Here is a 13,949-nt window from a genome sequence, read left to right as displayed (position 1 = left end):
GCCTCTCGAAGTTATCACTGATATCTGACTGTCGTCACGAGTACGCGATAGGGCGTTCGGGGTCGTCGGGGTCCGTGACTCGGTCACGGACGTTCGACAAGCCGGTAACGACGGGCTCGGTCGGGCGCGGCGGGGCGTTGCCAGGGGTAGACCGCCCGCAACGGGGCCGACGGTCCCCCACGGCTCCCGCCGCGCGACTCCGCCGGTCCTCGCCGTACCATTCGTCACGTTGAAAGCAGGACGACCCATGACCTGCTCCATGAACGGATCCGCCGCCTTGCAAGAACCCTCCGCCCCCGCCTCCTGGCGCATCGCGCTGCCGCACACCGCCGCGGCCGTGCCCGTGGCCCGTGCGCTGGTGCGTACGGCCCTGACCGAGCTGGACCACGGGGCGGACTGCGACACGGCGGAGCTGCTCACGGCGGAACTGGTCGCGAACGCGATCGAGCACGCGGCCGGGGACGGGCCCATAGAGCTGGTCGTGGAGCTGGTGCCGACCGGCTGCAAGGTGGAGGTCCACGACCCGGACCCGGCGCCCCCGGGCGACCTCACCGCCCCGGGCCGGATCGACCCCGACCCCTGGCAGGAGCACGGCCGCGGCCTGCTGCTCATCCGCGCCCTCAGCTCCGCCTGCGGCCATCGCCCCACGGACTCCGGCAAGGCGGTGTGGTTCAGGCTGCCGACGGTGCCGCCCCAGCGCCGCCACGCATAAGCGGGGGCGGGGGAGCGGGTGCTTACGCCAGCGTCGCCACCAGTACCGCCTTGATCGTGTGCAGACGGTTCTCCGCCTCGTCGAACACGACGGAGTGCGACGACTCGAACACCTCGTCCGTCACCTCCAGCGAGTCCAGCCCGTGCAGCTCATGGATCTCGCGCCCGACCTTGGTACCGAGGTCGTGGAATGCGGGCAGACAGTGCAGGAACTTGACGTCCGCGTTGCCGGTGGACCGCAGCACGTCCATGGTCACGGCGTACGGGGACAGCGCCCCGATCCGCTCGTCCCAGACCTCCTTGGGCTCCCCCATCGACACCCAGACGTCGGTGGCGACGAAGTCGGCGCCCTCGACCCCGTCGTGGATGTGCTCGGTGAGCGTGATCCGCGCCCCGCTGATCTCCGCGAGCTTGCGCGCGTGGGTGACGATCTCCTCGGCCGGCCAGTACGCCCGCGGGGCGACGATCCGGACGTCCATGCCGAGCAGGGCCCCGGTGACCAGGTAGGAGTTGCCCATGTTGAAGCGGGCGTCGCCGAGGTAGGCGAAGGTCATCCCGTGCAGCGGCTTGTCGCTGTGTTCGGTCATGGTCATCACATCGGCCAGCAACTGGGTGGGGTGCCAGTCGTCGGTGAGGCCGTTGTAGACCGGCACCCCGGCGTAGGCGGCCAGCTCCTCGACGTTCGCCTGGCTGTCGCCCCGGTACTGGATGGCGTCGAACATCCGGCCGAGCACCCGTGCGGTGTCCTTGACCGACTCCTTGTGGCCCATCTGCGAGCCGGACGGGTCGAGGTAGACCGTCCGGGCCCCCTGGTCGGCCGCCGCGACCTCGAACGCGCAGCGGGTGCGCGTCGAGGTCTTCTCGAAGACGAGCGCGATGTTCCTGCCCCGCAGCAGCGGGGTCTCCGTCCCGGCCTTCTTGGCCGCCTTCAGCTCCACGGCCAGCTCGATCAGCCCGCGGAACTCCTCCGCGGTGAAGTCCAGCTCCTTGAGGAAGTGGCGCCCGGCGAGGGCGTGGGGGACGGTCGCCATGGGGGCGCTCCTGGGTCTACGGGGCAGGGACAAGGGCAAGGACAGGATGAGGATCAGGAAGACTGGAAGTCTATACGATGTTCCACATTTCTATACGGCACCCCCTGGTGCGGCAAGAGGCCGCCGCTACACGGCGGATCTCTCCACCGGGCAGCTCATACAGCGCGGCCCACCCCTCCCCCGCCCCAGCTCGCTCCCCGGGATCTCGATCACCTCGATGCCCTGCTTGCGCAGATGCGTATTGGTGGTCGCGTTGCGTTCGTAGGCGACGACGACACCGGGCTCGACGGCGAGGACGTTGCAGCCGTCGTCCCACTGCTCGCGTTCGGCGGCGTGGACGTCCTGGGTGGCGGTGAGCACCCGGATGGAGTCGAGGCCGAGCGCGGCGGCGATCGCTCGGTGCATGTGCTCCGGCGGATGGTCGGTGACCTTGAGTTCCTTCTCCCCGACTCCGGGTTCGATGGTGTACGAGCGGAGCATGCCGAGTCCGGCGTACTGGGTGAAGGTGTCGCCGTTGACCATGGTCATGACGGTGTCGAGATGCATGAAGGCCCGGCGCTTCGGCATGTCGAGGGCCACGATGGTCTGCGCGGAGCCGGCGGCGAAGAGCTTGTGGGCGAGCATCTCGACGGCCTGGGGCGTGGTGCGCTCGCTCATGCCGATGAGGACGGCGCCGTTGCCGATGACCAGGACGTCGCCGCCCTCGATGGTGGACGGGTAGTCGGCCTGCCCCTCCGACCAGACATGGAACGTCTCGGGGCGGAAGAGCGGGTGGTGCCGGTAGATCGCCTCGAAGTGGACGGTCTCACGCTGGCGGGCGGGCCAGCGCATGGCGTTGATGGAGACCCCGTCGTAGATCCAGGCGGAGGTGTCGCGGGTGAAGAGGTGGTTGGGGAGCGGGTCGAGGAGGAATTCGTCCAGCTCCATGACATGGAAGCGGACGGAGGCCGGCTCCATGTGGGCGTCGAGGAACTCGCGCTTGGTCATGCCGCCGATCAGGGCCTCGACCAGTTCGGCCAGGGGCAGCGATTCGAAGGCGGCCCTGAGGTGGTCCGTGGCGAGCGGGCCGTACTCCTTCTCGTCGAAGACGCGGTCGAGGACGAGTTCCCGGGCCTGCGGGACACGCATGACATCGGTGAGGAGGTCGCCGAAGAGGTGGACGGCGACGCCCCGGTCCCGCAGCACGTCGGCGAATCCGTCGTGCTCGGCGCGCGCCCGGCGCACCCACAGCACATCGTCGAAGAGCAGCGCGTCCTTGTTGCTGGGGGTGAGCCTTTTGAGCTCAAGATCCGGCCGGTGCAGGATGACGCGGCGCAGGCGCCCGGCCTCGGAGTCGACATGGAATCCCATGTCCTCATCCTGACCATTCGGGCGCGTGTTCACCCGCCGGTCGGCCGAATCGGAACCCTTCCGCCCGCCCGCCCACCCCTTCATATCGTCCTCTTGACGATAAGAGCGGCGATCCATTATCGTCGGAGTGACACTAATCGGTGTCGCCCGGACGTCACGAGGGGGATCATCCATGGCCGACATCACCAGACGGCTCGGCTGGCGGCATCTGCGCGGCGCGCCCACCGCGCACATCCGTCACCACCGCTCCGGGCGGCTCGCGCACGACGGCCCGGGGCTGAGCTTCTGGTACCGGTCGCTGAGCGCCGCGCTCTCCGAAGTCCCGGTGGACGACCGGGAGTTGGCGATGACCTTCCATGCTCGTACGTCCGACTTCCAGGATGTGGCGGTGCAGGCGACGGTGACCTACCGGGTGAGCGACCCGGCGATCGCCGCCGCCCGCCTCGACTTCTCCATCGACCCCGACACCGGGATCTGGCGCGGCGCTCCCCTGGAGCAGCTGTCGACCCTGCTGACGGAGACCGCCCAGCAGCACGCGCTGGACGTCCTGGCCCGTACGACGCTGGCCTCGGCCCTGGTCGACGGGGTCGCGGCGGTCCGGGAGCGGGTGGCGAGCGGGCTGGCGGCCGAGCCCCGGCTCCCCGCCACCGGCATCGAGATCGTGGCCGTACGCGTGGTGGCGCTGCGGCCCGAGCCCGAGGTGGAGCGGGCGCTGCGCACACCGGCCCGGGAGCAGATCCAGCAGGAGGCGGACCGGGCGACGTACGAGCGGCGGGCCGTGGCCGTCGAGCGGGAGCGGGCCATCGCGGAGAACGAGCTGGCCAGTCAGATCGAACTCGCCCGGCGCGAGGAGCAGTTGGTCGACCAGCGGGGGACGAACGCACGGCGGGAGGCGGAGGAGCGGGCCGCGGCGGACGCGGTGAAGGCGGGCGCGGAGGCGGCCCGGACGGTACGGCTGACCGAGGCGGAGGCCGAACGGACCGTCAGGCTGGCGGACGCGGAGGCCACACGGAGTGTGAGGCTCGCCGAGGCCGAGGCGGTACGGCAGGTCAAGCTGGCCGAGGCGGAGGCACGGGCCGCGCGGGCCGTGGGCGAGGCACGGGCCGAGGCACAGGCGGCATGGCTGCGGGTGCACGCCGAGGTGGACGCGGCCACGCTGCACGCGCTGACCGGGACCCGGCTCGCGGAGAACCTGCCGCGGATCGAGAGCGTGACGGTGTCCCCGGACGTGCTGACCGGGCTGTTGGCGAAGCTCGGCGCGGCGGGCGGCGGAACGGCGGCCGGGCCGGGGGCCGGGGGCTCGGCGTGAGTCTGGCGCCGCGGGTGGTGCTGGTCCATCGCACCACCGAGTACGAGGAGTTGGTGGCCCGGCACGGTACGCACGGGCAGGCCGCCTTCTTCCTGCGGTCCCGGGGGCGGGACATCGAGGACGTGGCCGAGCGGCACCGGCGGGAGCGCGGGGCGCTTGCCGAGGTCACGTCCTCGGTCCCGCTGACCTGGCGTCAGGCACGAGTCGAGCGGGGTGACTTGGACCGGTTCCTGTTCGCGCCCGAGGACGTCGTGGTGGTCGTCGGGCAGGACGGGCTGGTGGCCAATGTCGCGAAGTACCTCGCGGGCCAGCCGGTGGTGGGCATCAACCCCGATCCCCGGCGCAACCCGGGGGTGCTGGTGCGGCACCGGCCGGGGCAGGCGGGCAAGTTGCTCGCTTCCGTGCTCCAACCCGGCTCCTCGACCGATGAGTTGACCATGGTCGAGGCCGTCGCCGACGACACACAGCGGCTGGTGGCGCTCAACGAGATCTACCTCGGCGCGGCGGGGCACCAGACCGCCCGGTACCGCCTGGGGCTCGACGGCGACAGGGGTGCCGTCGAGCCCCAGGCCTCGTCCGGGGTGCTCGTCGGGACCGGGACCGGGGCGAGCGGGTGGATCCGGTCGGTGTGGCAGGAGCGGGCGAGCGAGCTGGTGTTGCCCGGTCCGGGTGAGGCGCGGCTGCTGTGGTTCGTGCGGGAGGCGTGGCCGTCGCCGGTCACGGGGACGTCGTTGGTGGCGGGGGCGCTCGTGGGGGACGGGCGGTTGTCGCTCGCCGTCGAGTCGGACCGGCTCATCGTGTTCGGGGACGGGATGGAGGGGGACGCACTGGAGCTGACATGGGGGCAGACGGTGCGGGTGGGGGTGGCGGGGGTTCGGTTGCGGTTGGTGGGGTGACGAGGGGACGCGGGGGGGGTGCGTTCATCGGGTGCGGGTGCGTGGGGGCTGGTCGCGCGGTTCCCCGCACCCGGCAACGCACAGTCACGCCCCCACCCCTGATCCGGCGGTTACTCGGCCCCCTTCGCCGGGGCAGCCGAAGCCGCCCCCTTGCGACGCTTGCGCTGGGTGTAGGCGACCACCGCCTCCCACAGATCGAGGCGGTCCACCTCCGGCCAGGGCTGGTCGGTGAAGTGCAGCTCGGCGTAATGGGCGTGCCAGGGAAGGAAGTTGGAGGTACGGATCTCCCCGCTGGTGCGCCACAGAAGGTCGACGTCGGGCAGGGCGTGATGCGGCAGATGCGCGGCGAAGAGCTGCTCCGAGACCCTGGCGGGGTCGACCTCACCGGCCAGCGCGGCACGCGCCAACGCCGCGCCCGCCTGGGCGAGTTCGGCGCGACCGCCGTAGTTGACGCAGACGTTGAGGGTGAGACCGGTGCGGTGGCGGGTGGCGTGCTCCTGGGCGCGGAGGACCTCCACCACGTCGTCCGGGAGGCCGTCGGGCGAACCCACCCAGCGCAGCCGCACGTCATGGTCCAGCAACTCCCCGTCGAGGAGTTCGGAGCGCATGATCGCGAAGAGCTTGGAGACCTCGTCGGGCGACCGCTTCCAGTTCTCGGTGGAGAAGGCGTAGACCGTCAGATGCGCGAGGCCGATCTCCAGGGCGCCCTGGACGACGTCCCTCAGGGCGACCGCCCCGGCGCGATGGCCCTCGTCACGGGGCAGCCCGAGGCCGGTGGCCCAGCGGCCGTTGCCGTCCATGACGATCGCCACATGCTGCGGGAGATGGGCCTCGGCTATGGCCGGCGGGCGGGCGCCGTCGCGGTGCGGGCGGGGCGGGAGGGGTGGTTCGGCGATCCGGGTGGTGGGCAGTCCGGTGCCGGTCAGCGGGTCCGGTGCGGTGGCGTCGCCCGGGGTCGCGGGGGCCGCCGCCGTCCGCGCGGGGGCGTCCGCCCGGCCGGGCGGCAGCGTCAGCCGCCACACCACGGCCGCCCGTGCCCGAGCCGGGCCGAGGAGCCGCCACTCGATGTGCCGGGGAACGCGGACCGGACGGTGCAGCACGGCGGATCCGGCCCGGACGATCGCGTCCAGCTCCGCGCCGAACAGTTCGACGGCGCTGTCGAGCACGATGGAGGGGCCCAGCGGCAGTGTGTTCCGCAGCGCCCGGCGGGAGCCCTCCAGCCATTCCCGGGCCTGGCCGGTGAGATGCGCGATCAGCTCCCGGACCTCGGGGGTCCACTCACGGGCGATCAGGTCGGCCGGGGTGACCCGGAAGCGGTCCATGACATCGGCGGGAAACCACACCTGTCCGGCGTCCAGGTCCTCGCGGAGGTCCCGGAGCATGTCGGTGAGGAACAGCCCGTCCACGAAACGGGTGAAGCCGGGCAGGTCGCGAAGGCGTACGGGCACGGGCAGCCCGACCCGGACCAGCATCCGCATCAACTGCTCGGGCCAGCTGATGTTCTGGGAGTGGGCCCGCTCGCGCCACTCCTGCCAGTTCGCGACGCCCGTGCGGCCGTCGTCCCGCTGGACCGCGTCCATGGCGGCGAGCAGGTCGCCGAGGTCGAGCCCCCAGTGCCACACGGAGTCGGTCAGCGCGAGCCGGATCGGGTCCTCGCTGGTGCCGCTCGCCAGGTCGGACTCCAGTGCGACCCGCCACTCCTGAAGCCGCCGGCTGCGCTCCTCGGGGGTGCCCTCGGTGGAGTCGATCAGATCGTCCGCGCGGGAGAAGGCGGCGTACAGGGCCCAGCAGGCGGGGCGGGCCACCGGGGGCATGAGCTGCATCAGGGCGTGCTCGGTGGGCCGGGTCGTACGGACCAGGTGGCGGCACTCGTCGTACGCGGCGTCGAGTGCCGAGCGCTCTCGCCCGGACCGTGAGAGGGACCGGGTGACGGACCGCGTGGTACTGCGACGCATGGGGAACCCCACATACCTTCGAATGGGACCGATGGGACCGACTCGGGTGACAGAGATCGCCTGCGACTGGCCGCGATCACTGTCCCCCGAGCACTGCCGGAACCGCTGGAACCATTCGAACGCAGTGCACGGCCACGCCTGCCCGCGACATTATCAGCCGCATTGTCGCCTCACCGGGGTGGGTCCATCCGCCACGGACGCCCGCCGCGGACACCTGCCCCGAACGGGCGTCCGTGGCGGGCCGGAGGCTCACAGCCGGGGGGCGAGGCTCACAGCCGGGGGTCGACCGGCTCCGACTCCAGGGCCAGTACCCCGAACACCGCCTCGTGCACCCGCCACAGCGGCTCCCCCTCGGCGAGCCGGTCCAGGGCCTCCAGGCCGAGGGCGTACTCGCGCAGCGCGAGGGACCGCTTGTGGTTGAGGAACCGGCCGCGCAGCCGGGCGAGGTTCTCGGGGCGGGTGTACTCCGGGCCGTAGATGATCCGCAGATACTCCCGGCCCCGGCACTTGATGCCCGGCTGGACCAGCCGCCCCTTCTCTCCCCCACTCTCGGCTTCGCTATAGCGGGGGCGACCCCATCGCACCACCGCCCCGACCGGCTTGACGACCATGCCCTCGCCGCCCCGGCCGGTCATCTCCAGCCACCAGTCGATGCCCGCCCGTACGGAGGCCTCGTCGCCGGTGTCGACGAAGAGACGCCGGGTGGTCTGCAGCAGACCGCTGACGTCGAACTCGACGAGCCGGTCGATCAGGGCCAGCTGCTCGTCGTGCGGGAGCGCGGCGAGGCTGCGGCCTCGGACGGCGAGGATCTGGAAGGGCGCGAGACGTACGCCGTCCAGGCCCTCGGTGGGCCAGCAGTAACGCCGGTACGCCTCGGTGAACGCGGCGGCGTCGGCGGCCCGCTCCCGCTGCTCGCCGAGCAGGTCGCCCACGTCGACACCGCGTGCCGCCGCGCCCTCCAGGGCGGCCAGCGCGCCCGGGAACACCGCGCCGGAGGCGGCGCCGACGGCCGCGTACTGGGTGCGCAGCAGCCCGGACGCCTTCAGCGACCACGGCATCAACTCGGCGTCCAGCAGCACCCAGTCGGTGTCGAGTTCGGCCCAGAGTCCGGCCGCCGTCATGGCCTCGCGGATCCGGCCGAGGACCAGTTCGGTACGGGCCTCGTCGTCGAAGAACGGGCGTCCCGTGCGGGTGTAGAGGGAGCCGGTGGGGCCGTCCACGCCGAAGCGCTCGCGGGCCGCGTCCGCGTCGCGGCAGACCAGGGCGACCGCCCGCGAGCCCATGTGCTTCTCCTCGCACACGACCCGCGCGACCCCGTCCTCCTTGTACTGCGCGAAGGCCTCCGCCGGGTGTTCCAGGTAGCCCTCGATGTGCGAGGTGGCGGTGGGGGCCATGGTCGGCGGCAGGTACGGCAGCAGACGCGGGTCGATCGCGAAGCGGCTCATGACCTCCAGGGCCGCCGCCGCGTTCTCCTCGCGGACCGACACCCGGCCCGCGTGCCGGGTCTCGACGACCCGCCGGCCGTGCACGTCCGCCAGGTCCAGCGGCCGTCCCTCGTGCCCGCCGGGCGCCTCGGTGACCAGCGGCCTGGCCGGTTCGTACCAGACCTGCTCGGCCGGTACGTCGACCAGTTCACGTTCCGGCCAGCGCAGCGCGGTGAGCCTGCCGCCGAAGACCGCGCCCGTGTCCAGGCAGATGGTGTTGTTCAGCCAGGTGGCGGTGGGCACCGGGGTGTGGCCGTAGACGACGGCCGCGCGGCCCCGGTAGTCCTCGGCCCACGGGTAGCGCACCGGCAGCCCGAACTCGTCGGTCTCACCGGTGGTGTCGCCGTACAGCGCGTGGCTGCGGACCCGGCCGGAGGTGCGGCCGTGGTACTTCTCCGGCAGACCGGCGTGACAGACGACCAGTCGGCCGCCGTCGAGGACGTAGTGGCTGACGAGTCCGTCGATGAACTCCCGTACCTCCTTCTTGAACTCCTCGCTCTCGCCCTCCATCTGCGCGACGGTCTCGGCGAGCCCGTGCGTGTGCTGGACGTTGCGGCCCTTGAGGTAACGGCCGTACTTGTTCTCGTGGTTGCCGGGCACACAGAGCGCGTCGCCCGAGCCGACCATGGACATCACGCGGCGCAGCACGCCCGGACTGTCGGGGCCCCGGTCCACGAGGTCGCCGACGAAGACGGCCGTACGGCCCTCCGGGTGGCTGCCGTCGACATAGCCCAACTTGCCGAGCAGGGACTCCAGTTCGCTCGCGCAGCCGTGGATGTCGCCGACGATGTCGAAGGGGCCGGTGAGGTGGGTCAGGTCGTTGAAGCGCTTCTCGGTGACGATCGTGGCGTGCTCGATGTCCTCGACGCCCCGCAGGATGTGCACCTTGCGGAAGCCCTCGCGCTCCAAGTGCCGCAGGGAGCGCCGGAGTTCACGGGTGTGGCGCTGGATGACGCGGCGCGGCATGTCCGCGCGGTCGGTGCGGGTCGCGTTGCGTTCGGCGCAGACCTCCTCCGGCACGTCGAGCACGATGGCGATCGGCAGCACGTCGTGCTCGCGCGCCAGCTCGATCAGCTGCTTGCGGGACTCCGACTGCACGCTGGTCGCGTCGACGACGGTACGGCGGCCGGCCGCGAGGCGCTTGCCCGCGATGTAGTGCAGCACGTCGAAGGCGTCCTTCGTCGCGCTCTGGTCGTTCTCGTCGTCGGAGACCAGGCCCCGGCAGAAGTCGGAGGAGATGATCTCGGTGGGCTTGAAGTGGCGTCGGGCGAACGTCGACTTGCCCGAGCCGGAGGCGCCGATCAGCACCACGAGGGAGAGGTCGGTGACGGGCAGGGTGCGCCCGTGCTTCTGCTGAGTCCCGGTCATGCCGCCTTCGCCTCCTTGCTGGTGCTGTCGGTGCTGTCAGTGCTGTCGGTGCTGTCGGTGTCGCGCTGGTCGAAGACGGCCATCTGCGTCGGCGGGCCGACCTCCGGGTCGTCGGGCCCCACGGGCACGAACCGGACCTCGTAGCCGTGCCGTTCGGCCACCGTGGTCGCCCAGGTGCGGAACTCCTCGCGGGTCCACTCGAAGCGGTGGTCGCCGTGCCGGGCGTGGCCGGCGGGGAGCGTCTCCCAGCGGACGTTGTACTCGACGTTCGGGGTGGTCACGAGCACGGTCCGGGGGCGGGCCGAGCCGAAGACCGCGTACTCCAGGGCGGGCAGCCGGGGCAGGTCGAGGTGCTCGATGACCTCGGAGAGCACGGCGGCGTCATAGCCCTTGAGCCGCTTGTCGGTGTAGGCGAGGGAACTCTGGAACAGCCGGACACGGGAGGCCTGGCGCTCGCCCATGCGGTCGAGCTTGAGCCGGCGGGAGGCGATGGTGAGCGCGCGCATCGACACGTCCGTACCGACGATCTCGGTGAAGCGGACGTCCTTGAACAGCGCCTGCACCAACTGGCCCTGACCACACCCGAGATCGAGGACCCGGGCCGCCCCGGACTCCTTGAGCGCGGCGATGATCGCGTCCCGTCGCCGCACGGCGAGCGGCACGGGCTTTTCCCCGGCCGCGCCTTCGCCCTCGGCCACGCCTTCGCCCTCGGCCGCGCCGCCCTCGCCGTTCACGTTGGATTCGGCGTCTTCGGTCTCTTCCGTCGCGTCGGTCTCTTCCGTCTCCGTGACCGCGTTGTCGATCTCCTCGACCTCGCTGTCGTCGGCCTCGGCGAGCCGTACGAGTTCCAGGCGCTCCATGGCCTGCCGGGTCAGCGACCAGCGGCGGGAGAGGTAGCGGCTGGTGATCAGCTGGTGCTCCGGGTGGGCCGGGAGCCAGCCCTCGCCCGCGCGCAGCAGCTTGTCGACCTCGTCCGACGACACCCAGTAGTGCTTGGCGTCGTCGAGGACCGGCAGCAGGACGTACAGGTGGCGCAGCGCCTCGGCCAGGGTCAGCGACTCCGACTCCAGCACGAGCCGTACGTAACGGGAGGCGCCCCACTCCGGGAACACGGTGTCCAGCGCCACCGGCTCGGCGGCGACCGTCCAGCCGAGCGGCTCGAAGAGCTTGGCCACGAGGGCCGGGCCGCCGCGTGCGGGCAGCGCCGGTATCTCGACGCGCAACGGGCGGACCTGTTCCGGGAGTTCGGGCCGGGCCTTGCACTGGCCGCGCACGGCGCTGGAGAAGACGTCGTTCAGCGCGACGGCGAGCAGGGAGGAGGCCGCGTACGGGCGGTCGTTGACGTACTGGGCGAGCGCCGCGTCCGGTGCGCCGCCACGGCCCTTGCCCTTGCCGCGCCGGACCAGCGCCACGGCGTCCACCTCCAGCAGCAGCGCGGCCGTGCAGCGCTCGGCGTCCGCCTCGGGGTAGAGGACGTGCGCCTTGCCGTAGGAGGTGGAGAACGCCTGCGTCTTGTCGGGGTGCTTGTGCAGGAGGAAACCGAGGTCGGTCGCGGGGCGTTCCGGGGTGCCGGTGGTACTGATCGTCAGGAACACGGTGGGGTGCCTCGTGGTGGGTGGTTGAGCTGCGGAGAGCCCAACGTACAGGGGAAGGGGGCGTGCTTACCTGGGCTTTTCGCCCCCGCCGGCTCGGGCGTGCGGGGGCGGGTGCGTCGGCGGGTCCGGGTGGTTCGTGGTTGCTCACGCAGTTCCCCGCGCCCCTTTCGGGGCGCGGGGCGCGGGCCCGGCTTACGACAGCTGGGACCGCACCTGGGTGGAGATCAGCTCCAGGTGGTCCAGGTCGTCGAGGTCGAGGATCTGGAGGTAGACACGCTGGGAGCCGACGGCCTGGTAGCGGGCGATCTTGTCGACCACCTCGGCCGGGGAGCCGGCGAGGCCGTTGGCCTTCAGCTCGTCGACCTCACGGCCGATCGCGGCGGCGCGGCGGGCCACCTCGGCGTCGTCCTTGCCGACACAGACGACCAGGGCGTTCGAGTACACCAGGTCGTCGCCCTTGCGGCCGGCCTCCTCGGCGGCCTTGCGGACCCGCCCGAACTGCCGCTCACTGTCCTCGATCGAGGCGAACGGCATATTGAACTCGTCGGCGTACCGCGCGGCCAGCCTCGGCGTACGGCTCGCGCCGTGGCCGCCGATGAGCACCGGCACCTTGGCCTGCGCGGGCTTGGGCAGCGCGGGCGAGTCGGTCAGCTGGTAGTGGGTGCCCTCGTAGGAGAAGGTCTTGCCGACCTCGGTGGCCCACAGACCGGTGACGATGGCGAGCTGCTCCTCCAGCCGCCCGAACTTCTCCTTGGGGAAGGGGATGCCGTACGCCTTGTGCTCCTCCTCGAACCAGCCCGCGCCCAGGCCGAGTTCGACACGGCCACCGGACATCTGGTCGATCTGGGCGACCTGGATGGCGAGCACGCCGGGCAGCCGGAAGGTGCCGGCGGTCATCAGGGTGCCGAGGCGGATGCGCTTGGTCTCGCGGGCGAGTCCGGCCAGGGTGATCCAGGCGTCGGTGGGGCCGGGCAGGCCGTCCGACGAACCCATGCGGAGATAGTGGTCGGAGCGGAAGAAGGCGTCGAACCCGAGGTCCTCGGTGGCCTTGGCGACGGTGAGGAGGGTGTCGTAGGACGCCCCCTGCTGGGGCTCGGTGAAGATGCGAAGATCCATGCCTCCATCCTGCACGTTCGGCCCTCGGCCCTCGGTCAACGGCATCGGTGCCATCGGCGCCACGGGCCCACGGTCGGGTGAAAATCCGTCAATCCGGCGCATGGGGCGGGCTCGGGCCAGTGACCGGCGGGAACGGTGATCGTTGCTCGGGAGGAGCCGGACCGCCCGGCACCCGTCGCCGGCGGTCGCTGCCGGGACGCCCGCACACGTGCCCCCTCGCGGGGCGAGGGCCGAGGAGGCCGTCACATGTCCCAGGAAGCCGTGCCGGAGCAGGCCACCGTGCCTGCGCAGCCGAAGGGTCTGCTCCAGCAGATGGAGGAGCTGATGGCCGCGCTGAACGCGGACCTGTCCCAGCTCGACGCGGATCTGTCGGCACCGCGTGCCGCTGTCGCGGAGGAGCGCGACACAGCCTGACCTTCCCTGAGCCATGGAACACGACGCCCGGCCCTTCCGGCCGGGCGTTCGTCATGTGCGGGCCCCGGGGGGCGGTCGGGCGTTCGTCATGTGCGGGCCCCGGGGGGCGGTCGGGCGTTCGTCATGTGCGGGTCGGTGGGGCTTCTCGCGCAGTTCCCCGCGCCCCTCGAAAAGCCGGGGCTGCGCCTGCGCCCCTTGCTTCTCGCATGGCTCACCCCGTGGGCGCGTCCCTCTCCGACAGGACCTGGTCTCTCACCGCCAGGCGGCGCAGCATCTCCAGGACCCGGTCGCGGGCCTCGTCCGCCGCGTCGATCGCCTCCATGCACTGCCAGTACGTCGCCTCGTCGTCCGCTCCGCTCGCCAGCCCCACGAGGGCGATGCCGACCTCGCCGAGGAGGACACCGAGGCGGACGAGGGAGTCATGGGCGTCGCCCAACTCGGTGAGCTGGGCGGCACGTAAATCGCCCACACCGAGCGGCGGGGCGCCGAGTATGCCGCAGCCGCTGCCGGCCAACTCGGTCAACCCGAGGGCCTCACCACGTAGTTCGGGTGGTCCCGAGACCGCGAGACGGCTGCCGATCGCCTGGGCGAGGGCATAGGACTGCCACGCCTCCGCCATGAGCTGAGGCCCCTCGGCGCTGCCCGCCAGAGCACGCCTGCTGGCCATGATGAGCCGCACCGCATCCATGCGCTGCCCCCGACTGTCCCGACGCGCTCTCA

The 13,949-nt window shown here is 71.7% G+C and carries 11 protein-coding genes; 4 read left to right on the top strand and 7 right to left on the bottom strand.

The features are described from left to right. Nucleotides 1–259: 259 nt before the first annotated feature. Nucleotides 260–712, top strand: a complete 453-nt coding sequence (locus tag F9278_RS37155) for an ATP-binding protein (RefSeq protein ID WP_226967112.1) — start codon at nt 260–262, stop codon at nt 710–712. Between the two features lie 22 nt (nt 713–734). On the opposite strand, the gene argF is transcribed toward F9278_RS37155, so the two are convergent. After that, a complete protein-coding gene (argF, locus tag F9278_RS37150; protein WP_152172218.1) occupies nt 735–1,742 on the bottom strand; it encodes an ornithine carbamoyltransferase in 1,008 nt (335 codons plus the stop codon). 126 nt (nt 1,743–1,868) lie between these two features. Then, nucleotides 1,869–3,092 (bottom strand): arginine deiminase, encoded by a 1,224-nt coding sequence (locus F9278_RS37145; RefSeq protein WP_193241805.1) that lies wholly within the window; start codon nt 3,090–3,092, stop codon nt 1,869–1,871. Nucleotides 3,093–3,264: 172 nt separating this feature from the next. On the opposite strand from F9278_RS37145, the gene F9278_RS37140 reads away from it, so the two are divergent. Together F9278_RS37140 and F9278_RS37135 are read left to right on the top strand one after the other, a co-directional pair. Continuing rightward, nucleotides 3,265–4,401, top strand: a complete 1,137-nt coding sequence (locus tag F9278_RS37140; RefSeq protein WP_152172216.1) for an SPFH domain-containing protein — start codon at nt 3,265–3,267, stop codon at nt 4,399–4,401. Continuing rightward, nucleotides 4,398–5,297 (top strand): NAD(+)/NADH kinase, encoded by a 900-nt coding sequence (locus F9278_RS37135; protein WP_152172215.1) that lies wholly within the window; start codon nt 4,398–4,400, stop codon nt 5,295–5,297. The genes F9278_RS37140 and F9278_RS37135 overlap by 4 nt, the downstream gene beginning before the upstream one ends. 110 nt (nt 5,298–5,407) lie before the next feature. Here F9278_RS37135 and uppS read toward each other — a convergent pair whose 3' ends face one another. From uppS to F9278_RS37115, 4 genes are all read right to left on the bottom strand, one after another. After that, nucleotides 5,408–7,252, bottom strand: coding sequence for a polyprenyl diphosphate synthase (gene uppS, locus F9278_RS37130; RefSeq protein WP_152172214.1), 1,845 nt, complete (start codon nt 7,250–7,252; stop codon nt 5,408–5,410). Nucleotides 7,253–7,521: 269 nt separating this feature from the next. Beyond that, nucleotides 7,522–10,104 (bottom strand): polynucleotide kinase-phosphatase, encoded by a 2,583-nt coding sequence (locus tag F9278_RS37125; RefSeq protein ID WP_152172213.1) that lies wholly within the window; start codon nt 10,102–10,104, stop codon nt 7,522–7,524. Next, nucleotides 10,101–11,699, bottom strand: coding sequence for a 3' terminal RNA ribose 2'-O-methyltransferase Hen1 (locus tag F9278_RS37120; RefSeq protein ID WP_152172212.1), 1,599 nt, complete (start codon nt 11,697–11,699; stop codon nt 10,101–10,103). Before F9278_RS37120 ends, F9278_RS37125 begins: the two co-directional genes overlap by 4 nt. Nucleotides 11,700–11,891: 192 nt before the next feature. Next, the gene (locus tag F9278_RS37115; RefSeq protein WP_152172211.1) at nt 11,892–12,815 is read right to left on the bottom strand and encodes an LLM class F420-dependent oxidoreductase; all 924 of its coding nucleotides are present in this window, start codon (nt 12,813–12,815) and stop codon (nt 11,892–11,894) included. Between the two features lie 246 nt (nt 12,816–13,061). Here F9278_RS37115 and F9278_RS46480 point away from each other — a divergent pair, with 246 nt between their 5' ends. Beyond that, entirely contained in the window at nt 13,062–13,229 is a 168-nt protein-coding gene (locus F9278_RS46480) for a hypothetical protein (protein ID WP_193241804.1), read from the top strand. 211 nt (nt 13,230–13,440) lie between these two features. Here the strand turns inward: F9278_RS46480 and F9278_RS37110 are convergent, their stop codons facing one another. Next, entirely contained in the window at nt 13,441–13,917 is a 477-nt protein-coding gene (locus tag F9278_RS37110) for a DUF6099 family protein (RefSeq protein ID WP_152172210.1), read from the bottom strand. Nucleotides 13,918–13,949 lie beyond the last annotated feature (32 nt).

This window comes from Streptomyces phaeolivaceus (genome assembly GCF_009184865.1).
Taxonomy (GTDB): Bacteria; Actinomycetota; Actinomycetes; order Streptomycetales; family Streptomycetaceae; genus Streptomyces; species Streptomyces phaeolivaceus.
Note: the sequence above shows the minus strand (reverse complement) of the source record. Positions and strands in the feature narration are given on the sequence as shown.

Bases quoted from the DNA above. Each gene is read 5' to 3' on its own strand.
- F9278_RS37155 (WP_226967112.1), top strand. From the start codon at position 260: ATGAACGGATCCGCCGCCTTGCAAGAACCCTCCGCCCCCGCCTCCTGG.
- argF (WP_152172218.1), bottom strand. From the start codon at position 1,742: ATGGCGACCGTCCCCCACGCCCTCGCCGGGCGCCACTTCCTCAAGGAG.
- F9278_RS37145 (WP_193241805.1), bottom strand. From the start codon at position 3,092: ATGGGATTCCATGTCGACTCCGAGGCCGGGCGCCTGCGCCGCGTCATC.
- F9278_RS37140 (WP_152172216.1), top strand. From the start codon at position 3,265: ATGGCCGACATCACCAGACGGCTCGGCTGGCGGCATCTGCGCGGCGCG.
- uppS (WP_152172214.1), bottom strand. From the start codon at position 7,252: ATGCGTCGCAGTACCACGCGGTCCGTCACCCGGTCCCTCTCACGGTCC.
- F9278_RS37125 (WP_152172213.1), bottom strand. From the start codon at position 10,104: ATGACCGGGACTCAGCAGAAGCACGGGCGCACCCTGCCCGTCACCGAC.
- F9278_RS37115 (WP_152172211.1), bottom strand. From the start codon at position 12,815: ATGGATCTTCGCATCTTCACCGAGCCCCAGCAGGGGGCGTCCTACGAC.
- F9278_RS46480 (WP_193241804.1), top strand. From the start codon at position 13,062: ATGTCCCAGGAAGCCGTGCCGGAGCAGGCCACCGTGCCTGCGCAGCCG.
- F9278_RS37110 (WP_152172210.1), bottom strand. From the start codon at position 13,917: ATGGATGCGGTGCGGCTCATCATGGCCAGCAGGCGTGCTCTGGCGGGC.